Genomic DNA, 21,131 nt, shown 5'->3' with positions numbered 1-21,131 from the left:
TATTTAGGAGGTTATTATGTTTTCTAAAAAACTATTAACAGTAACTATGGCTGCCTCTCTCGCGGTAAGCGGTTTTGCGATAAATCAAGCTTCCGCTGACAAAGATAATAATGGTGCGAGCAAGAGTGAGATTCGCAATGTTATCTTCTTAATTGGAGACGGGATGGGGAATTCTTACACAACTGCATATCGTTCTCTTAAGAATGACCCAAATACTCCTGAAATGGAAGAAACCGCGTACGATCCTTATCTTGTAGGTATGCAGTCCACTCACTCTTCAGATGAAGAAGAAAGTGTAACAGACTCTGCAGCAGCAGCAACTTCCATGTCTGCTGGTATCAAAACGTATAACGGTGCTATTGCTGTTGATATGGAAAAAGAAGACGTAAAAACTGTACTAGAGCAAGCAAAGGAAAACGGGAAATCTACTGGTCTAGTAGCAACCTCCCAAATCAACCATGCCACTCCTGCAGCATTTGGAACACATGATGAATCTCGTAACAATTACAATCAAATCGCAGATGATTACTATGACGACTTGATCAACGGCAAACATAAAGTGGATGTTCTTCTCGGCGGTGGGACAAGCTATTTTGTCCGTGGAGATCGTGATCTTACAAAAGAATTCCAAAAAGATGGCTATTCTTATGTAACAACTCGTGATGACATGCTAAACGATGATAACGAACAAGTTCTAGGTCTATTTGCACCGAAAGGGTTAGAAAAAATGATCGACCGTTCTGAAGAACAGCCGTCTCTTAAAGAAATGACAAATTCTGCCCTAGACCGCCTAGATAACAACAAAAAAGGCTTCTTCTTAATGGTAGAAGGAAGTCAAATTGACTGGGCTGGCCATGATAATGATATCGTTGGCGCAATGAGTGATATGCAAGACTTCGAGGAAGCGTTCCAAGCAGCGATTGACTTTGCTAAAAAGGACAAGCATACCCTTGTGATCGCGACTGCAGACCACTCCACTGGTGGAATGGCAATGGGACGTGACGGAGAATACAAATGGGATCCGACAGCCATCAAAGCAGCGAAGAAGACTCCTGACTTTATCGCTAAGAAAATCGCAGAAGGTGCACCTGTTGAAGAAACGTTAAAAGAGTATATTGACCTTGAATTAACTCCAGAAGAAGTTCAATCTGTAAAGGATGCAAAAGAAACAAGCGGCGAACTTGCTGAAATCGACAACGCCATTGAAAGAATTTTCGACCTTCGCACTGGAACTGGCTGGACAACAGACGGTCATACAGGGGAAGACGTGCAAGTGTATGCATATGGCCCTGGAATGAATAAATTCACAGGTAAGATTGACAACACCGATACAGCAAAAGAAATCTTCAACATCTTAAAGAAAACAAAGAATGGTCATGGTGACGCGGACCATCGAGAAGATGAAGAAGACGAGCACGATAAAGACTAATCCCAATAAGCATTCCGAGCCTGCCTCGGAATGCTTCATTTTTAGGAGGTAATTTTATGCCAACCAAACGTTATTTCATCATAGGGATTGCAGCGCTACTCCTAAGCGGTTGCTCTGTTGAAAATACCGGAAAAGAGAACAACTCTTCAGATGCGGTTTCTGCATCGGAAAAAGCAACTAAGACAGAATCAACGGAAACCACCTCGCAAACCTTCCAAGACAGCCCACAAGCCCCTGACGATCGTAGCCTGAAAGAAGTGGGTGAAACACTGGAAGATGCGGACGGTATCATCACGCTTAAGCAATATGCCAACTTAAACGTAACCAAACAAATAGGAGATATCACAATGACCATTTCTGATGTGAAGGTAATGAACTTACAACCATCTCCTGACTTAGTAGATTATTTCCACGGCTTTACGCACGAAGAAGTAGAATTCCCGTATGTGAGAGTGAATGTTAAAGTGAAAAACAACAGCAAAGAGCCCCTTCACTTTGCACCTGTAGCAAAACTCACTACCGACCAAGGAGAAGCCGTGACCTGGGAAGACGACTTTTACCTTGAAAAGCTAAACGGCGAACTAAAGCCAGGTGAAGAAAAAGTGGGAAGCCTTGGATTTATTATTGATGAAAGCAAGCCTGAAGAGCTAAAGAGCCTGTCTATCCAGACTAGTGAGGCATTCAACGAGAAAGAAGAGAAGGTAGGAAAGATAGAAGAATTTCAAATTGGATTTTAGGTAGAAAACTTAATAACAGTAAAAAAATCCTGTTGCCATAAGGCAAACTGGACACCTATACCAAAAATGTAGACAGCGATAACAATCAAACACATAAAACACCGTTTCTTTAGTGAAACGGTGTTAAAACTAAGTTGTTTACTCTATGAGTTCTTTCCATTTCACCTTTTATATTAATTGCGAAAACAGTATTGCGACATGGCAAGGTAGATACTTTATAAAGTAAAATTTTTGAGTGTATGGGCCCTCGTTACTTTTGATTCATTCTCCACCAAATTTCTACAAATAACCGTTATAAAAGTTAATGCTACTTTCTCGCCATTTATTATTTACATAGGTATGTTTTATTTATTTGCATGTAGTGCAAAATTTCTTTGCAAAAAAAACTGCTATTTAGTGTGATTATACAAGAACTCTATCATTTTTATGTTGGCACAAAAATTGCATTAAAAGAAATATGCAGCACTGCAATATTATTTGTCTATTTTAAAAAATATGAAAGAGAGGAGCCTATACAAGACGTTACCAATTTTAGAAAGCGCTTTCAAAAAAAGAGTGCTAAATTAAATTAATTGAGGTGAATTCTTTGGAAAATCAGCTTCAACAAGAAAAGGTTCAGGAATCTGTGCGACCAATACCCAATAGATCTTATAGCATGCAAGAGTATTTACAGTTTATCCTTCCTAGTTTTATTGGTATTGTTCTATTTATTATCCCTTTTCCATTTAATGGTGAAATTACAATTCCTGTTGCAATGTTAGCTAAATTAGTGCAGAACAGTTTTACAAGTATTCTACCTTCTGTTATGACAGGTATAATTGTGCTGACAACAATAATCACTTTATTGGTAAAGTTATCTAAGCCGTTTTTCATTGAAAGGTCTCCGTTTCTTTCAAAGCTATTTGATGTCTCTTCTACCTGGCTTATTGCTAGAGTACTAGGGATGATTTTTGCAATTATGACTTTATTTCAGATTGGTCCAAATTGGATTTGGTCTGAAAATACTGGTGGATTGTTACTCTACGACTTAATTCCCGTATTGTTTTCAGTTTTCCTTTTCGCAGGGTTATTTTTACCGCTATTACTGAACTTTGGTCTGCTTGAATTATGTGGTGCCTTATTAACAAAAGTTATGCGACCATTATTTAAATTGCCTGGCCGTTCTTCCATTGACTGTTTAGCATCTTGGTTGGGTGACGGTACGATTGGTGTCCTATTAACCAATAAACAATATGAGGATGGATATTATACAAAAAGAGAAGCTGTTATTATAGGGACAACCTTCTCTGTTGTATCGATTACGTTTACAATCGTTGTCATCTCGTACTTAAATCTTCAAAATGTATTTGGACCATTTTATCTTACAATTGTGATCGCGGGCCTTGTAGCAGCATTTATATGTCCAAGAATCCCACCTTTATCTAGAAAGCCAGATACTTACTATGAACAAGCTGAAAAAAAGATAGATGAAAATCTACCAAAAAACACGTCACACTTTACATGGGGCTTAAATCAAGCTATTCAACAAGCGAAGAAGAATAAAAGTTATGCGACTGTATTTAAGGGAGGAATCCAAAACGTACTAGATATGTGGATGGGAGTTATTCCTATCGTTATGGCAATCGGGACGGCAGCACTAATTATTGCAGAATATACCCCTGTCTTTAAGTACCTAGGAATGCCGTTTATCCCGCTCCTCACCCTCATGCAAGTGCCGGAAGCAGCGGCTGCTTCTCAAACGATGGTTGTAGGTTTTGCAGATATGTTTCTACCAGCTATTATTGGCAGTTCAATTGAAAGCGAACTAACTCGCTTTGTTATTGGCTGTGTATCTGTCACACAATTAATCTATATGTCAGAAGTAGGTGGATTGTTATTAGGATCCAAACTACCTGTTCATTTTTTGGAATTAGTTATCATTTTCCTGCAGCGCACAATTATTACGCTACCTATAATCGTATTAATGGCTCACATTATTTTTTAAGTTTACCTTGAATATTTAGTGTTACTGTTTACATTCTGTTGTGTTGTGGAGGGTCTCGGGAGTCTCGTGCCTTTCGCTTTTCTTTTATATAAAAATGGCTGTCTAGAAAATCAGTAAAAGCTGATTAGCTAGCAGCCTCTTTTTAATTAAAAACTAGTTCCGATCCGTATTCAAATAAGAAAAAAGGCTTGGGTTATCCCAAACCTTTTTACGGCTATAAAAAATAATATCAATCAGACCCTGTGATAATAAAATCATCTTGTAAAGAAGCTAATCGCATATTCCGTCTTACCTGATCCCCTTGGTTTACTACGAGGGAGATGATGTGTCCACTTGCACCTACTGAGATTCCCTCTATCTTCCCTTCTGTTGTTTTGATTAAGAAAAGATTTTCCCATTCATATACATGGCTATTTTCGCAAATGTATACTTTCTCAATTATTCCATCATATGGACACTTAATTGAATGATATCGTTGGATCACATTCTTCACTCCTTGTAAATTCGTTGAACCAGTTTGAACCAGTGGATAATAATTAAATCCAACCTCGGAATTGTGATGCTTCTGCCATTTTCCGAACACCAACCATATAAGCAGCTAAACGCATGTTTACGTCTCTGTCTTGAGAAACACGATAAACTTGATTAAATGATTCAACGATAACTTTATTAAGTTTTTCAATAACTTCTTCTTCGGGCCAATAAAAACCTTGATTATTTTGTACCCACTCAAAATAAGAAACGGTGACACCACCGGCACTTGCAAGCACATCAGGAACAAGAAGTATGCCACGTTCTGTTAAAACCTTGGTTGCTTCTAAAGTGGTTGGACCATTGGCTGCTTCCACTACAATTGCCGCATTAATTTTATGGGCATTTTGAGCGGTGATTTGATTTGAAATCGCCGCAGGAACTAAGATATCACAATCAAGTTCTAATAATTGTTCATTTGATATCGTATGTTCAAAAAGAGTCGTTACTGTTCCAAAGCTATCTCTCTTATCAAGTAAATAGTCAATATCTAATCCTGCTGGATCATACAAAGCACCATATGCGTCAGATATCCCAATCACTTTTGCTCCCGCATCATGCATAAATTTTGCTAAAAAGCTACCAGCGTTGCCAAATCCCTGAATGACCACGCGAGCACCTTTCAATGGAATTCCCTTTTTGGCTGCTGCTTCCTCTATACAGATGGTTACACCAAGTGCCGTTGCTTTTTCTCTCCCATGCGACCCACCAAGTACCAGGGGCTTACCCGTTATAAAGCCGGGCGAATCAAATTCACGCAACCGACTATATTCATCCATCATCCAAGCCATAATTTGTGAATTGGTATATACGTCAGGAGCAGGAATATCCTTAGTAGGGCCGACAATTTGACTGATTGCCCTTACATACCCTCTGCTGAGTCGTTCTAACTCAGTAGCAGACATCTTCCTTGGATCGCAAATGATTCCACCTTTTCCTCCTCCATATGGTAAGTCCGCAATGCCACATTTTAGGCTCATCCACATTGAAAGTGCCTTCACTTCCTCCTCGTCCACCTCAGGATGGAAGCGTATTCCCCCCTTCGTCGGACCAACCGAGTCATTATGTTGTGCACGATATCCTGTAAATACTTTTGTTGATCCATCATCCATTCTGACAGGAATTCGTACTGTCAACATTCTAAGAGGTTCTTTTAATAGTTCAAATAGCTGATGGGAATACCCTAGTTTTTCTAATGCCTCTTTAATTACAACTTGAGTGGAAGTAAATAAATTTAAAGATTCTTCTTGGACATTTTTAACAACAGTACTCATGGTTGGCCCCCTTGGATCATTATTTAGTTAACACGCGTTGAATACGTTCAATCGCCCAATCTAGTTCCTCAATCGTGATAATGAGTGGCGGTGCGAAGCGAATGACTGTATCATGGGTTTCTTTACATAAAAGACCGGTTTCTTTCAAAGCTTCACAGTATGGTCTCGCCTCTTCATGAAGTTCGACACCAATAAATAAACCTCTTCCACGAATATCCTTGATTATTGGGTTATTAATCTCTTTTAAACGTTTCATGAAGTAGTTTCCTAGATCCATCGAACGTTCTGTAAGTTTTTCTTCTTCTAGCACTTCAAGAGATGCGATGGAAACTGCACATGCCATTGGGTTCCCTCCAAAAGTGGAGCCATGGGACCCAGGATTAAATACACCTAAAATCTCTTTGTCTGCAACAACACACGATATTGGGAATACGCCTCCGCCTAGTGCTTTCCCTAAAATATACATATCGGGTACGACATTTTCCCAATCACAAGCAAACATTTTACCTGATCGTCCAAGTCCCGATTGGATCTCATCTGCCACAAATAATACATTCTGTTCCTTACATAAGTTAAAGGCTTCCTTTAGAAAACCAGCGGGAGGAATAACAATCCCTGCCTCACCTTGAATAGGCTCTATCAAAAATGCAGCAGTATTAGGAGTGATTGCCTCACGCAGTGCTTCCATATCACCATATGGAATTAATTTAATTCCCGGTAACATCGGACCAAAGCCTTTCTTATATTCTGATTCTGAAGAAAGTGATACCGCTGACATTGTTCTGCCATGAAAGTTTCCGGTACATGCAATTATTTCTGCTTGATTTTCAGCAATTCCCTTTACATGGTAGCCCCAGCGTCTAACCGTTTTTATCGCTGTTTCCACCGCCTCTGCTCCAGTGTTCATCGGAAGAGCCATTTCCTTTTTTGTTACCTTTGCTATTTTTTCATACCACGGTCCTAATTGATCGTTATGAAATGCTCTTGATGTAAGAGTTACTCGGTCCGCTTGATCTTTTAGAGCTTGGATGATTTTGGGGTGTCTATGTCCTTGGTTCACTGCGGAATATGCACTTAACATATCCATGTATTTATTTCCTTCAGGATCTTCCACCCATACACCTTCCGCTTTTGAAATGACTATTGGAAGCGGATGATAATTCTTTGCACCGTACTTTTCTGTTTGCTCAATTAAACCTTCAGTCAATGTTGGCATTTTATATCCCACCTAAATTTACTATTTTTTCTTTATGCTAGCCTGAAATCAACGCTAATAAAACATAGCCTTTCTTTAAAGCATTTCAGAAGTTGTTTTCCCTTGTAAATGAAGTAATAAGTAGTCCGGTCCTCCGGCTTTTGAGTCTGTTCCAGACATGTTAAATCCGCCAAATGGTTGATATCCTACGATTGCTCCTGTGCAGCCACGGTTAAAGTAAAGGTTACCGACGTGGAAGTCTTCACGTGCCTTCTCTATGTTTTTGCGATTATTCGTAATCACCGCTCCGGTTAACCCATATTCTGTGTTGTTTGCAATATCAATGGCATGGTTAAAATCCTTTGCTTTACAAAACGCAACTACAGGTCCAAAAATTTCTTCTTTCATTATTCGTGCGTTTTCCTCTACATCAGCAAAAATAGTTGGTTGGATAAACCAGCCTTTTTTATCTTCACCTTCCCCACCGAACATTAACTTGCCTTCTTCTTTTCCAATCGCAATATAGCTCATGATTTTATCAAATGCACCTTGGTCATTTACAGGACCCATCTTATTCGATCGTTGTGTAGGATCTCCTACCGTTAATTCTTTTGTTAACTCCACAACTCGCTCTAGCACTTGATCATAAACATCTTCTAGAACAACCGCTCTTGAGCAGGCAGAACATTTTTGTCCGGAGAAACCAAAGGCAGATGCAACGATTGATTGCGCTGCTAACTCTAGATCTGCTTCATTATCCACGACGATCGTGTCTTTTCCACCCATTTCAGCAACCACTCGTTTTAACCAAATTTGCCCAGGGTTTAATTTAGAAGCCCGCTCATAAATTCGCAATCCAACATCACGAGACCCAGTAAAGCTGATAAAACGTGTACGTGGATGGTCGACCAAGTAATCCCCTACCTCTACACCACTCCCAGGGATATAGTTCACAACACCTGCAGGCAATCCCGCTTCTTCTAAAACCTCCATAAATTTTGCGGCAATCACTGGTGTTGTACTCGCTGGTTTAAGTAACACTGTATTTCCTGTAACTAATGCTGCAGTCGTCATTCCCGCCATGATAGCAAATGGAAAGTTCCATGGAGAAATAATGACTCCAACTCCCAATGGGATGTAATTAAAACGATTGTATTCCATTGAACGACTCTCCACTGGAATCCCATCTTTCAACTTCAGCATTTGACGAGCATAATACTCCATGAAGTCAATAGCTTCAGCCGTATCCGCATCCGCTTCATTCCAAGGTTTCCCGGCTTCTTTCACTAAAACCGCAGAGAACTCATGCTTTCGACGGCGTACAATAGCAGAAGCTTTGAATAAAATATCCGCTCTCATCTCGACCTTGGATTTTCTCCAAGTTTGAAATGTCCGATCTGCCTCTTTCATCGCTTTTTCAGCGAGCTGTTGTGTCGCTTTTGATACACGACCAACTACTTCTTCCCTATTTGCAGGATTTATAGATACAATGGATTCTTCCGTAAAAATTCTTTCTCCGCCTATGATAAGGGGATAATGCTTCCCTAATTCAGATTCTACTTTGTGTAGTGCCGCTTCAAATTCTTTTACATTGCTCTGATTTGTAAAATCACAAAATGGTTCATGTTTATATGATTGGACCAAACCACTCATCCCCTTTTAAAATTCTTTACACCGACTATATAAGCAAGAATCGTGCCAACTATTAAACGGTGTGTTTATGGGAATGTACGCCATACAAAGCAATGGTTTTTTGCACTTATCTTACTTTAATATGTCAATATCGCAAAAATACATTGCACCTTATCAATCCATACCCTAAACTAGAAGAAAACTTGTTCGATTAGAGGTGCTTACATTGTGGGAACAAAATGAAAGGCTGAAACAGGATTACAAACCGATGTTAAAAAAATTATTAGAGGTGATGGACGTCGGAGTACATGCCATTGATACACAGGGAAAAACCATAATCTATAATCGTAAAATGACGGAAATTGAGGAAATGTGTGAAGAGGATGTGATTAATAAGTCTTTGCTGGAGGTCTTTATGTTTCCAGAAGAGAAAGACAGTACACTCTTACAAGCACTGCTCCACGGTACTACAACAAAAAATACGAAACAAACGTATTTTAATAATAAAGGACAAGAGATAACGACCATTAATGACACGTACCCTATCTTTAATGAGGAAAATCAAGTAATTGGTGCAATCGAAATCGCGAAAGATGTTACAAAGCTTGAACGAATTATTCGTGAAAACATCCTCCTAAAAGGAGATGCGAAGTACACGTTTGATAGCATAATTGGTCAAAGTGAAGCTCTGTTTGAAGTGATTGAAAATAGTAAGCGAGCGACAAGAACTTCCTCCTCTGTTTTGATAATTGGAGAAACAGGAACAGGTAAAGAATTATTTGCCCAAAGTATCCATAACGGTAGTCTTCGCTCATCCAAACCATTCATCAGCCAAAACTGCGCAGCACTTCCAGACAATTTAATTGAAGGATTGCTCTTTGGTACAAAAAAAGGGGCTTTTACTGGATCAATTGAGCGGCCTGGTTTATTCGAACAAGCCCAGGGTGGAACACTTTTACTTGATGAAATTAACTCGTTAAACCCTGCCTTACAAGCAAAGCTATTACGTGTGATACAAGAAAAATCAATTCGTAGAGTCGGAGATATCCAAGATAAAAAAATCGATGTCCGTATTATAGCCACAATTAATGAAGATCCGATAGATGCGATTGCAAATGGCAATTTGCGTAAGGACCTCTATTATCGATTAGGTGTTGTTTCGATTTTTATCCCTCCTCTTCGGGAAAGAAAAGAGGATATTCCTTTACTTGTTAACTCATTCATTGAGAAATATAATGATCTATTCAATATGAATATAAGAGGGATTAGCAAAGATGTGCTTGAATTGTTTTTTGAATATGACTGGCCTGGAAATGTGAGGGAACTTGAACACATTATTGAAGGTGCAATGAACCTATTAGATTACGAGGATATCATTACATTTTCCCATCTGCCCCTTCCTTTTAGAAAGAAAACAAATTTTAAAGAAACAGGCTTTGCTTCCACTAAGAATCAACTAGTTGAACCGGAACCGGAAGACAGCATTCAATCCTTTGAATCACATATGGAGGAGGCTGAAAAAGCATATTTACTTAAAGCTTTGGAGCAACATGACTCTAACATTTCAAAAACTGCTAAAGCGTTAGGAATGAGCAGACAGAGTTTACAATATCGATTAAAGAAATATGAAGTAAAATAAGGGGAAATAGATTACTCATAAACCTAAATAAAGGAAAGTTTAATTTTGTATTATAGGTGAATTCAAAAATGAGGCTGGGACAAAACTAAAAAAACCTAATAAAAGACGAACAATTTAGGTGTCATAGGTATTGGCTCTAAATACCGTTGTTGATCTCCACAAATGGCTTCGCTTTCCTAGGGCGGTGCTTGAGCCTCCTCGCTCCGCTGCGGGGTCTCAAGCTACCGCTATTTCCCTCAGGAGTCTTCGCCTTTTGCTCCAATCAACAGCTGGTGCAACCCAAAAAATAAGTGTATTTTTTAAACGAAAAAAGACCCGAACTAATATAAGATTTTATATTAGTTCGGGTTTTATTTAGACTAAAACACTTTTGTCCCAGCCGCATTTGTTGTTCATTTTATTATTCCACCGTAACACTCTTCGCCAGGTTACGTGGCTTATCTACGTCACAATCTCTGTGAAGTGCTGCGTAGTAAGAGATCAATTGCAACGGAATAACGGAAACTAGTGGAGATAGCAGTTCGTTTACTTGTGGTACAACAAAGCTATCTTCTTCTGTTTCTAAGCCTTTCATGGAGATGATACAAGGGTTTGCACCGCGTGCTACTACCTCTTTCACGTTACCGCGGATGCTTAAGTCCACTTGTTCTTGCGTAGAGATCGCGATAACTGGTGTACCATTTTCGATTAGGGCAATCGTTCCGTGCTTCAATTCTCCTCCAGCAAATCCTTCTGCTTGGATGTAGGAGATTTCTTTTAGTTTCAATGCACCTTCAAGGCCAACATAGTAGTCCATTGTACGGCCGATGAAGAAGCAGTTTCTTGTTGTTGCCAAGAATTTACGCGCAATATCTTCTAGCTCTTCTTTTGCATCACAAAGGACTTCCATTGCGTTTGCAACAATTCCTAGGTCTTGCACTAGGTCGAATTCTAGGTTGTGACCTTTAGATTCCGCTAGTACTGCAGCGAAAATAGACAGAACGCCAAGTTGTGCCGTGTATGCTTTTGTAGAAGCTACGGCGATCTCAGGGCCTGCGTGAAGTAGCAATGTGAAATCTGCTTCACGGGAAAGTGTGGATCCTTGTACGTTTGTAACAGTAAGTGCTGGGTAACCCAACTCTTTTACTTGTACAAGTACTGCACGGCTGTCCGCTGTTTCTCCACTTTGAGAGATGAAGATGAATAGCGGTTTTTCAGAAAGAATTGGCATGTTGTAGTTGAACTCACTTGCTACGTGTACTTCGACCGGTACCTTTGCAAGCTTTTCAATCATTTGCGCTCCAACTAGACCTGCGTGGTAGCTTGTTCCTGCTGCTACGATGTAGATGCGGTCAGATTGGTTAACAGCGTTGATGATATCGGCATCAATCGTCAACTCGCCGCTTTCGTTTTGGTATTTTTGGACGAGCTTACGGATTACTAATGGCTGCTCATCAATTTCTTTTAACATGTAATGTGGGTATGTGCCTTTTTCGATATCACTTGCATCAAGTTCAGCAGTGTATGGCGCACGCTCGATAATTTCACCGTTCAGCTTTTTAATCGTTACCGCTTCTTTCTTCACGATAACCATCTCTTTATCCATCAGCTCAACGAATTGATCTGTTACTTGGATCATTGCCATTGCGTCACTTGCCACCACGTTGAAGTCGCCTTTGCCTACTCCAACTAATAGCGGGCTCTTATTTTTTCCAACATAGATTGTTTCTGGGTCTTCATTGTCCAGTAAAGCAATCGCGTAAGAACCTTTTAGGATGGAAAGAGTGCGACGCATCGCTTCTTCCACATGCTGTCCTTCGTTTGCAAATTTCTCGATGATCTGTACGACTACTTCTGTATCAGTTTCACTTACTAGTTCTACGCCTTGTAAGTGTTCGCGCTTTAATTGTGAATAGTTCTCGATGACACCGTTGTGTACAAGTGTAAAGCGACCAGACGTACTTTGGTGTGGATGCGCATTCACTTTACTTGGTACACCGTGAGTTGCCCAGCGAGTATGACCGATTCCAGTTGAAGCTGAAACGTCATTGTCCACTACTTCGCGAAGGTCAGCAATACGGCCTTTTTCCTTGAATACGTGTACGCCGCTCTCGTTCATAACAGCGATCCCAGCAGAGTCATATCCACGGTATTCAAGCTTTTCTAGACCTTTTAAAAGAATTTCCTTTGTATCTTGTGTTCCGATATATCCTACGATTCCGCACATAAATAGTTTCCTCCCTAGAGTTGCAGGGACAAGAAAGCACACCATAATTAGGGGACAGTCTTGCCCCCACATTACCTATAAAATAATTTGGTAATCATAGTAACAGTCTTTGTACATAAAGTTGCCTTTATGCTTTAAACTGTCCCTGAGTCGGTTGTGATTGGCAACCGGGAGGCATCCGCCGATAGATCGATAAACCTCCTCCTCGTCAACTAAGCATTGATTCGTCCATCGCTTAGTTCAGGCGCTTTGTGTATCTAGTTATTGTTGTATGGCTTTGATGCTCCTTTCCATTCTTGAATAGCAACAAATAATATCTTACCTTCCATACCCCAATTCGTCAACAATTATGTGGATTATTTCCATTTTATGAAAAAGTGGGGGCATTTTGACTTATGCTACTGGTATGAATAGGGTAGTGAGTTAGCTACTCACGGTGTTGGATTAGGCATTAGATAGAAAATGACGCTTTTGATTGTTTAAATAAGCGAATTTCCCGCTTTTTTTTTGGTTAAAAAAGCATTCGGACACTTTCCCATACAGTTCGGACATTTCCGCATGGTTTTAGGGGTAGTTTCGGACAATTGATGGGGACTGTTCGGTCAAAAATCCAAGATGTTTGGACATTTCAAATTTTCGTTCGGACAACTATGTCCAATCTTCGGTCAAAATCGCGAAATCTTCGGCCAACTTTGCCAAAACTTCGGTCAAAAACGGCAAAACTTCGGACAAATACAAATTCCACTGCATGCAATCATGCCGACTGCTTCAACCTGTTCCCGCATTGATACCATCCAACAAGAACGTTACATGCTATGAGCACCGCTATCCAAATTTCCACACTATATAAAAAAGATATGCACCCACCGCTCCATAAGTGCGGTATATGCATATCTTTCTCGTTCACCGTTTCAATTATTCCGTGCCCATTTCCTCGCGCACTACAGCTGCAATACGTTCTACGTACTCATCGCATTGTTCTTGAGTTGGCGCTTCGGCCATGACACGTACAAGTGGCTCTGTACCGGAAGGACGCACAAGGATGCGGCCGTTGCCGTTCATTTCCTCTTCTACTTCTTCAATAACAGCCTTTACTTTCTCGTTCTCTGTTACACGGTGCTTGTCCGTCACTTTGATGTTCACAAGAAGTTGAGGGAACTTTGTCATTTCACCAGCAAGCTCAGATAGGCTCTTTTTCGTCAGCTTCATGATATTGACAAGCTGAAGACCTGTTAGCATGCCGTCACCTGTTGTGTTGTAGTCAAGGAAGATGATGTGGCCGGATTGCTCTCCACCAAGGAGATAATTGCCGTTCTTCATCTCTTCTACTACATAACGGTCACCAACTGCTGTTTGCTTAGTTTCTACATTGTTAGCCTCTAATGCTTTGTAGAAGCCAAGGTTGCTCATCACAGTGGATACGACTGTGTTATGGCGAAGACGACCTTGTTCGCTTAAGTATTTTGCACAGATGAACATGATCTGGTCACCGTCGACAATTTGTCCTTTTTCATCCACTGCGATGATGCGGTCTCCGTCACCATCAAATGCAAGACCGATATCAGCACCCTTATCAAGCACTAATTGTGCAAGCGCCTCTGGATGGGTAGAACCTACACCATCATTGATGTTCAATCCATTAGGAGAAGACCCCATGGTAGAGATGTCCGCCTCTAGGTCTGCAAAAAGATGTGTAGCATGAGAAGATGTCGCACCATGTGCACAATCTAATGCTATGTGTATACCGGAGAAATCCTCATCCACAGTTTGTTTTAGGAACTGAAGGTATTTCTGTCCGCCTTCAAAATAGTCGTTTACTTGACCTAAATCTGCACCGACTGGACGCGGAAGGCTGTCTGTCTCTTCATCCATCAATGCTTCAATTTCCGCTTCCTGCTCGTCAGAAAGTTTGAAACCATCCGGGCCGAAAAACTTAATTCCGTTGTCTGCAACCGGATTATGAGAAGCAGAGATCATCACACCGGCTTGGGCACCTAATGCTTTTGTCAGGTAAGCCACACCAGGAGTAGAGATTACACCTAAACGCATGACTTCTGCACCAATGGATAGTAAACCTGCCACTAGCGCTCCTTCCAGCATATGTCCTGAAATACGCGTATCACGGCCGATCAGCACTTTCGGACGAGTTTGGTCTTTTGTTAACACATATCCTCCCAAACGTCCTACTTTAAATGCCAATTCAGGTGTTAATTCCGAGTTCGCTACACCGCGCACTCCATCCGTACCAAAATATTTACCCATTTCGTAAATCTCTCCTTTTACTACTCATTAGTTTCTTCTATTAATCTAAACTTTACATTTCTCTTTGGCAGGTCCCACGAAACGTTTTGTGGACCGTTTATCTCAAGAGGGGCTTCATGTTCCCCAGCATTTAAGTCTGTTACATTGATATACATTTCCATATCGGAGCTATTAACTCCCTTAAGGGTGCTTGGTGAGCCAAGTACCGTAAGATCCATTAAGCCAGTTTCCGGGTCAATGAATTCTATTTCCAGCCCCTCAGATAGACCGATTTGTTGAATAGGGACATTGGTAAACGTTTTTTGCTCTTCTTTTTCCACTTCCACATTGATCTTCACCTTTTCCGGTACAACGCGTTTCACGCCATCTGGTACAGGAACATCAACTTCAATGGTTGTGCTTTCCGTAATCTGAGTTAAATCCAACTCTATATTATCAATGAACTCCAACTTGTCAAGGGTGCTTTTGGGTCCATAAACCGTTACTTCATTTGGTACAGCTTCTATCTTTGTAATACTTAGGTTCTCTTTTAAAGACCCTTTGCGATTTATTTTCAACGGTACTGATTTAAAAGGACTTGTAATCGGAACACTCACATCTACTACAGGAGGATTTACTTCCACATTCAACGTGTTTCCTTCCCTGTCATAGACCGTCACACGAGACTGTTGTTCAACAGCTTCATTGACGCCCTTCAGATCAACACGTGCTTTCACCAGTGCGATACTTTCAATCAATTCACGAGATCCTGTCACTTTAACAATATTAGGCTTAACAATTGGTTGTTCTGCCTGATAACCTTCTTCCATTTGGCCTCTGTTAATAAAATCAACGTCCACTGGGAAATCCTCAGCAATCTTTTCATGTATGGTAACGGAAGCTACTGATGGCTCAATTACAACATCTAATCTGTCAGACAGATTCCGAGACTCCAACGTTACTTCATGAGTTCCAATACCCAAATTGGATAGATCTGCAATGATTTCGAAATCCTTCTGCAAGGCTGTTGGTTTTACAGATGCCGTAGGACCCTCTAGTGTTACTGTAACACTTTGCGGGACACCGGAAACAACTAGATTCTCCCGGTCATAGAACGCTTCAACCGGAACATCTGTCACTGTTTGCACATCAGTGGATCCGGAAAAAGGAGAAGGGGGAGAGTCTGTCTGCTGAGTGGAACTATTCTCGATGCTGACTGACATGTAAAGCATAAAGGCCAACATCAAAGCGATAATTTTCATCACCCAACGGTTATTGATAAACTTATCCATCCTTCTGCCCCCTCCATTGCCAGCGATTCGAATTAGCGGTCTTCACACTTATATCCAATTCCTTCTTCAATAGCTCGCTGAATAATTCAGGTTCTAGATCACGGTGCAACTCACCGTTCTTCGTAACAGATATACTTCCAGTCTCCTCTGATACGATAATGGTGATACTATCTGTTACTTCACTAATTCCAAGTGCCGCTCTATGCCTTGTTCCAAGCTCTTTTGAAATAAAAGGACTCTCAGACAATGGCAGGTAACAAGCTGCTGCAGATACTTGGCTCTTTTGCAAAATAACCGCTCCATCATGAAGTGGTGTATTCGGAATAAAGATGTTAATCAAAAGCTCGGATGAAACTTTTGCATGCAACGGAATACCCGTTTCTATGTAATCTCCCATCCCGGTTTCTCGTTCAATCGAAATCAACGCTCCAATACGGCGTTTGGCCATGTATTGCACGGATTTAACGACTGCTTCAATCATCTTGGCATGCTCTTCCTCATCATCTATCCCGCTTCTTGAAAACAATTTCCCTCTACCCAATTGCTCCAAGGCGCGACGAAGCTCTGGCTGAAAAATAATGATTATCGCCAGAAATCCCCATGTCAAAGCTTGGTCCATCAACCATTGTAAGGTACTGAATCCTAAAAAGTTACTAATGATCCTTACCACTACAATTACTGTTATCCCTTTTAATAACTGGACCGCCTTTGTCCCACGGATGACCATGATAAGCTTATAGATAACAAACCAAACGAGTAAAATATCTATGATATTAGCAAGGTAACTTAAATATGGCATATCTCCAAAAGGTATTTCAAAAGGCATCCTCACACTTCCTTTAACAGTACAAGATTTATGTATCAAGTACGAAAACCGTAACCATGTTATTATAGCATATTTTTAACAATCAGGTAGAACTGGCCTGTTAATTCATGTTTTGCAATATTATTATAATCTCCTTGAAATATAAAAAGATGCTTGAATAGTTTCAAGCACCTCATTTTGATATAACTTATAACAGTTGATCTTCTTTTCAGGCGCTTCGCTTTCCACTGCGATCAACTAAGTTACTGCTCAATCGTTAAAAACATCCACCGCTTTTTTGAAACCGTCTTTCATGGTGTACCAGATCCATTCGAATACTTGGTTGATTTCTTCGATGTCTCCTGTTACCTGGCCTGCAGAAGCGAGGTAGTTTTCACCATTGATGACCGTCACATTCCCTCTGACTTCACCCTCAACGCGGATGTTTCCGTTCTTTACGACGACATCCCCATCTACAACCTTTCCTTCAGGGACGACAACAGTATTATCCTCCACTATAAGATTCGGCTGGTTAGTGAATGCAAACTTCTCTTCCTGCCAACCTCCAAATAAACTTCCGCTCATTAAAATAAAGAAAATGGCGGCAGCTACAAGCATTGGATGGGAACGGAACCAGCGATTCCAACCAATGGTCTTCTTTTCTTTCGGTAAACTATTCATCACTCTTTGCGTGAAATCATTTGGTGCAGATATATGAGAGGTGCTTTGCACAAGGGCAATCGCCTTCTCCAATTCATGAAACTGTTGATAGCATTCCTTGCAGTCGTGGAGATGTGCTTTTAGCTCTTTTTCTCGTTCTTTTTCTAGATCACCATCTAAATACTCATGCATATACTGGACGATATGTTCCGGGCATTTATTCATTATTTATAACACCTCCAGAATTAAACATGGCGCAATTGCTGTCTCAGCGCTTCTCGCCCTCTATGGATTCTAGTCTTTACGGTTCCGACCGGAATTTCTAGAATTTCACTGATTTCAATCAATGATAACTCATCAATGTATTTTAAGACAATTACTGACCGGTATTTATCCGGAAGCTTAAGTATCTGGCGCTGAATTTCACCTTGCAGCTCCATTGTTTCCACTTCCTCCTCAGGTAACGCAATATCCGCTGCAACCTGGGAATACATGGTCAACCCTTCTGTACCTGCTACTTCTGCATCTAGATAATAATCTGGCTTCTTTTTGCGTATACGGTCAATCGTCAGGTTTGTTGCAATTCGATATAGCCAGGTCGAAAACTTGCGATTTACATCGAAGCTGTTGATGTTAATATATGCACGTATAAATGCTTCTTGTGCAATGTCTTCTGCTTCATGCGAATTACCAATCATTCGATAGACCAATTGATAAATCTTGTCCTTAAACAATTCCACAATTTCTGCAAATGCATCCTGATCGCCTTTTTTTATTTGTTTTATTCTTTTTCTGATTAGCTCTTCCATTCCGTTCCCCCGTAGTCTGGCGGTCGACTTGTAATACGTTCCTTCGCCGTAAAAGGTTTCATTTTTCTCGAAAAACTTTTCTCTAAAATATATTCTAACAAATATTTACTGAATTTGGTTTAAAAAAGGATAAAAGAGGGTAAAAGCTACTAACATTAGTTTTTGAAGCCTAATCAATAAGGGGTGTTGTATAGTGGCCGTCCATGCTACCGTCCATTTACAAGAAGCAATTGAGAGAAAAAGAGAAGAAATGATTCGACTTTCCTCATCTAACCATCTTCAATCTAAGGAAGTAATTGATGTGAGTACCTCGCTTGATTCATTGATAAATCAATACCTATATCTACAAATAAAACGAAAACCAGCAACTACTTAAGTATTAGTTGCTGGTTTTTTTTTGTAAAAGGATATTTAAAGAAGTTTTTCACCAAATAAGGATCCCATTAAAGCGACAGCTACCGTTGCTGTTTTGTTACGCTCGTCTAGTATTGGGTTAACTTCTACAAATTCAGCTGAAGTCAGAATATTTGCTTCTTCTAGCATTTCCATAGCCAAATGGCTTTCGCGATACGAGATTCCTCCAAGTACTGGTGTCCCAACACCTGGTGCATCATGAGGATCTAGTCCATCAAGGTCTAATGATAGATGAACTCCATCTGTTTCTCGTTCCTTTAAGTAGGCAATAGCTTCTTCCATCACGGCAGTCATACCTAAACGATCAATCTCATGCATCGTAAATACTTTAATGCCTTTTTCCTTAATTAAAATTTTCTCGCCTTCATCCAAAGATCTTGCGCCAATTATAACTATATTTTCAGGTTTGATTTTCGCATAGTCTCCGCCGATAGACGTCAATGTAGAATCACCAATACCCAAGCTAACCGCCAGCGGCATCCCATGAATATTACCTGATGGAGAAGTTTCTCCCGTGTTAAGATCCCCATGTGCGTCATACCAGATTACTCCCATGTTGGAATAGTGCTTCGCAAGACCTGCAATTGTCCCAATAGCAATACTATGATCTCCACCAAATACTAAAGGAAACCTTCCACTTGATAGGACTTCATCTACCTTAGAAGCCAGGTTTTCACTAGCCTCCGCAACCGCTTTCAAATTTTTGAGGTTACTTTCACCGGATGCTGTTCTTTCTCTGCTGCCAATTTCAATATCTCCAAGATCTTCTATCGTCTTTGTTAAATTTTCTAATCTTTCTACTACTCCTGCATACCTTATCGCACTAGGACCCATATCCACTCCGCGACGTGTCTGCCCCAAGTCCATTGGTACTCCAATAATACTGATATCTTTCTTCATGAATCGTGTCCCCCTTAATGTATTCTGCTTCTATTGTATAGGGAAACTATCAGATGACTCAACTCGACATAGTTTTGAATATATATGCAGTTTGGAATTGTTGGATTATTTATGACAGATGGAAGATGTGAGGATAAATTTAGCGTTATAGTTAGGTGAACCGATCTGAGAATGAGCGGACATTTTTGCATTTCGGCCGATTTGTCGTGATTTTCGCCCGTACTTTTTAAATAACGTCCGATTAATTTTTTTCGCCCGTAATTCTAAATTATCGCCCGATTCACTGGAGTACTCTTGGCCTTATATTACGAGAAAAAACTTTTTGCAAAATCCTTACCTAAACAAGATAACAAACAAAAAAGCCATAAACCCAAAGGTCTATGACTTAAACTTTATTAAGAAGTGGAGCCTAGCGGGATCGAACCGCTGACCTCCTGCGTGCAAAGCAGGCGCTCTCCCAGCTGAGCTAAGGCCCCTTATAAAGTTATAATAAAGCTTTTCAAAAAAATTATGTGCCATGAAGGACTCGAACCTTCGACCCTCTGATTAAAAGTCAGATGCTCTACCGACTGAGCTAATGGCACGTTGGCTGGGCTAGCTGGATTCGAACCAACGCATGTCGCAGTCAAAGTGCGATGCCTTACCGCTTGGCTATAGCCCATTAATTGTAGTTGTCTCTATGTACCACATACCCAATCTTCAGTGATAACTAACTTCACTTATTATCTCTGATATCAGGAAGTTTATACATTTCTTCAAACAAAAACTCCGGAATTTTCATTTCGAAGTTAAAATGGTGGAGGGGGGCAGATTCGAACTGCCGAACCCGAAGGAGCGGATTTACAGTCCGCCGCGTTTAGCCACTTCGCTACCCCTCCAAGGGATATGGTGGAGGATGACGGGATCGAACCGCCGACCCCCTGCTTGTAAGGCAGGTGCTCTCCCAGCTGAGCTAATCCTCCAATGTAAATTCATATTATTTAATAGGACAGTTATCTTCGCTACGCGAAAAAACTTTGGTGACCCGTACGGGATTCGAACCCGTGTTACCGCCGTGAAAGGGCGGTGTCTTAACCGCTTGACCAACGGGCCAATTTTTTGTATAAGCTTCCAACCGGGCTCGAACCGGTGACCTCTTCCTTACCATGGAAGTGCTCTACCTAACTGAGCTATGGAAGCATGGCTCCACCAGTAGGATTCGAACCTACGACCCTTCGGTTAACAGCCGAATGCTCTACCGCTGAGCTATGGTGGAACAATACTAGCCTGGCAACGTCCTACTCTCACAGGGGGAGATCCCCCAACTACCATCGGCGCTGAAGAGCTTAACTTCCGTGTTCGGTATGGGAACGGGTGTGACCTCTTCGCCATCATTACCAGACA

At 40.7% G+C, this 21,131-nt stretch carries 16 protein-coding genes, 8 tRNA genes and 1 rRNA gene; 5 read left to right on the top strand and 20 right to left on the bottom strand.

All coding sequences use genetic code 11. The features are described from left to right. The first annotated feature begins 16 nt into the window (after window positions 1-16). The 3 genes from HC179_RS01580 (at window position 17) to HC179_RS01570 (ending at window position 4,150) form a co-directional block, all read left to right on the top strand. On the top strand, window positions 17-1,429 hold the full coding sequence (locus HC179_RS01580) for an alkaline phosphatase (RefSeq protein ID WP_168862735.1): 1,413 nt from the start codon (window positions 17-19) through the stop codon (window positions 1,427-1,429). Between the two features lie 56 nt (window positions 1,430-1,485). Further along, the gene (locus HC179_RS01575) at window positions 1,486-2,166 is read left to right on the top strand and encodes a DUF4352 domain-containing protein (RefSeq protein WP_168862734.1); all 681 of its coding nucleotides are present in this window, start codon (window positions 1,486-1,488) and stop codon (window positions 2,164-2,166) included. 655 nt (window positions 2,167-2,821) lie between these two features. Next, window positions 2,822-4,150 carry a YjiH family protein gene (locus HC179_RS01570; RefSeq protein ID WP_168862750.1) on the top strand — a complete coding sequence of 443 codons (1,329 nt, stop codon included), beginning with the start codon at window positions 2,822-2,824 and terminating at the stop codon, window positions 4,148-4,150. Between the two features lie 229 nt (window positions 4,151-4,379). On the opposite strand, the gene HC179_RS01565 is transcribed toward HC179_RS01570, so the two are convergent. The 4 genes from HC179_RS01565 to pruA all read right to left on the bottom strand — a co-directional run bounded on the left by HC179_RS01565 (window position 4,380) and on the right by pruA (window position 8,794). Beyond that, window positions 4,380-4,634: a biotin/lipoyl attachment domain-containing protein gene (locus HC179_RS01565; protein ID WP_240948439.1), complete on the bottom strand. Its 255-nt coding sequence runs from the start codon at window positions 4,632-4,634 to the stop codon at window positions 4,380-4,382. Between the two features lie 52 nt (window positions 4,635-4,686). Beyond that, a complete protein-coding gene (locus HC179_RS01560) occupies window positions 4,687-5,955 on the bottom strand; it encodes a Glu/Leu/Phe/Val family dehydrogenase (RefSeq protein ID WP_168862733.1) in 1,269 nt (422 codons plus the stop codon). A 19-nt stretch (window positions 5,956-5,974) separates the two neighbouring features. Further along, window positions 5,975-7,171, bottom strand: a complete 1,197-nt coding sequence (locus tag HC179_RS01555) for an ornithine--oxo-acid transaminase (protein WP_168862732.1) — start codon at window positions 7,169-7,171, stop codon at window positions 5,975-5,977. 75 nt (window positions 7,172-7,246) lie between these two features. Further along, window positions 7,247-8,794 carry an L-glutamate gamma-semialdehyde dehydrogenase gene (gene pruA, locus HC179_RS01550; protein WP_168862731.1) on the bottom strand — a complete coding sequence of 516 codons (1,548 nt, stop codon included), beginning with the start codon at window positions 8,792-8,794 and terminating at the stop codon, window positions 7,247-7,249. A gap of 256 nt (window positions 8,795-9,050) precedes the next feature. Here pruA and HC179_RS01545 point away from each other — a divergent pair, with 256 nt between their 5' ends. Next, complete coding sequence (locus tag HC179_RS01545; protein WP_168862730.1) at window positions 9,051-10,421, top strand: sigma-54 interaction domain-containing protein; 1,371 nt, start codon at window positions 9,051-9,053, stop codon at window positions 10,419-10,421. 400 nt (window positions 10,422-10,821) lie between these two features. Here HC179_RS01545 and glmS read toward each other — a convergent pair whose 3' ends face one another. The 6 genes from glmS to sigW form a co-directional block, all read right to left on the bottom strand. After that, window positions 10,822-12,627, bottom strand: a complete 1,806-nt coding sequence (glmS, locus tag HC179_RS01540; protein WP_168862729.1) for a glutamine--fructose-6-phosphate transaminase (isomerizing) — start codon at window positions 12,625-12,627, stop codon at window positions 10,822-10,824. A gap of 915 nt (window positions 12,628-13,542) precedes the next feature. Continuing rightward, a complete protein-coding gene (gene glmM / locus HC179_RS01535; protein WP_168862728.1) occupies window positions 13,543-14,889 on the bottom strand; it encodes a phosphoglucosamine mutase in 1,347 nt (448 codons plus the stop codon). A 20-nt stretch (window positions 14,890-14,909) separates the two neighbouring features. Further along, window positions 14,910-16,160: a CdaR family protein gene (locus tag HC179_RS01530; protein WP_168862727.1), complete on the bottom strand. Its 1,251-nt coding sequence runs from the start codon at window positions 16,158-16,160 to the stop codon at window positions 14,910-14,912. Further along, the gene (gene cdaA, locus HC179_RS01525) at window positions 16,153-16,974 is read right to left on the bottom strand and encodes a diadenylate cyclase CdaA (protein ID WP_168862748.1); all 822 of its coding nucleotides are present in this window, start codon (window positions 16,972-16,974) and stop codon (window positions 16,153-16,155) included. The genes HC179_RS01530 and cdaA overlap by 8 nt, the downstream gene beginning before the upstream one ends. Window positions 16,975-17,235: 261 nt before the next feature. Further along, window positions 17,236-17,850 (bottom strand): anti-sigma factor family protein, encoded by a 615-nt coding sequence (locus tag HC179_RS01520; RefSeq protein ID WP_168862726.1) that lies wholly within the window; start codon window positions 17,848-17,850, stop codon window positions 17,236-17,238. Window positions 17,851-17,870: 20 nt separating this feature from the next. Next, a complete protein-coding gene (gene sigW, locus HC179_RS01515; protein ID WP_060666092.1) occupies window positions 17,871-18,434 on the bottom strand; it encodes an RNA polymerase sigma factor SigW in 564 nt (187 codons plus the stop codon). 193 nt (window positions 18,435-18,627) lie between these two features. On the opposite strand from sigW, the gene HC179_RS01510 reads away from it, so the two are divergent. Continuing rightward, window positions 18,628-18,810, top strand: coding sequence for an aspartyl-phosphate phosphatase Spo0E family protein (locus HC179_RS01510; protein WP_346775100.1), 183 nt, complete (start codon window positions 18,628-18,630; stop codon window positions 18,808-18,810). A gap of 35 nt (window positions 18,811-18,845) precedes the next feature. Here HC179_RS01510 and rocF read toward each other — a convergent pair whose 3' ends face one another. The 10 genes from rocF to rrf all read right to left on the bottom strand — a co-directional run bounded on the left by rocF (window position 18,846) and on the right by rrf (window position 21,129). Continuing rightward, the gene (rocF, locus tag HC179_RS01505) at window positions 18,846-19,748 is read right to left on the bottom strand and encodes an arginase (protein WP_168862725.1); all 903 of its coding nucleotides are present in this window, start codon (window positions 19,746-19,748) and stop codon (window positions 18,846-18,848) included. Window positions 19,749-20,151: 403 nt separating this feature from the next. Continuing rightward, window positions 20,152-20,224, bottom strand: a tRNA-Ala gene (locus HC179_RS01500). A 35-nt stretch (window positions 20,225-20,259) separates the two neighbouring features. Further along, window positions 20,260-20,332, bottom strand: a tRNA-Lys gene (locus HC179_RS01495). 2 nt (window positions 20,333-20,334) lie between these two features. Then, window positions 20,335-20,409, bottom strand: a tRNA-Gln gene (locus tag HC179_RS01490). 133 nt (window positions 20,410-20,542) lie between these two features. Beyond that, a tRNA-Tyr gene (locus HC179_RS01485) sits at window positions 20,543-20,626 on the bottom strand. An 8-nt stretch (window positions 20,627-20,634) separates the two neighbouring features. Continuing rightward, a tRNA-Val gene (locus HC179_RS01480) sits at window positions 20,635-20,710 on the bottom strand. 55 nt (window positions 20,711-20,765) lie between these two features. Then, a tRNA-Glu gene (locus HC179_RS01475) sits at window positions 20,766-20,840 on the bottom strand. Between the two features lie 13 nt (window positions 20,841-20,853). Beyond that, window positions 20,854-20,927: transfer RNA gene (locus HC179_RS01470), tRNA-Thr, on the bottom strand. Between the two features lies 1 nt (window position 20,928). Next, window positions 20,929-21,003 (bottom strand) — tRNA-Asn (locus HC179_RS01465). A gap of 9 nt (window positions 21,004-21,012) precedes the next feature. Then, window positions 21,013-21,129 (bottom strand): 5S ribosomal RNA (rrf, locus tag HC179_RS01460). Window positions 21,130-21,131: the final 2 nt, after the last annotated feature.

This window comes from Bacillus sp. RO1 (assembly GCF_012524115.1).
Taxonomy (GTDB): Bacteria; Bacillota; Bacilli; order Bacillales; family Bacillaceae_I; genus Sutcliffiella_A.
Note: the sequence above shows the minus strand (reverse complement) of the source record. Positions and strands in the feature narration are given on the sequence as shown.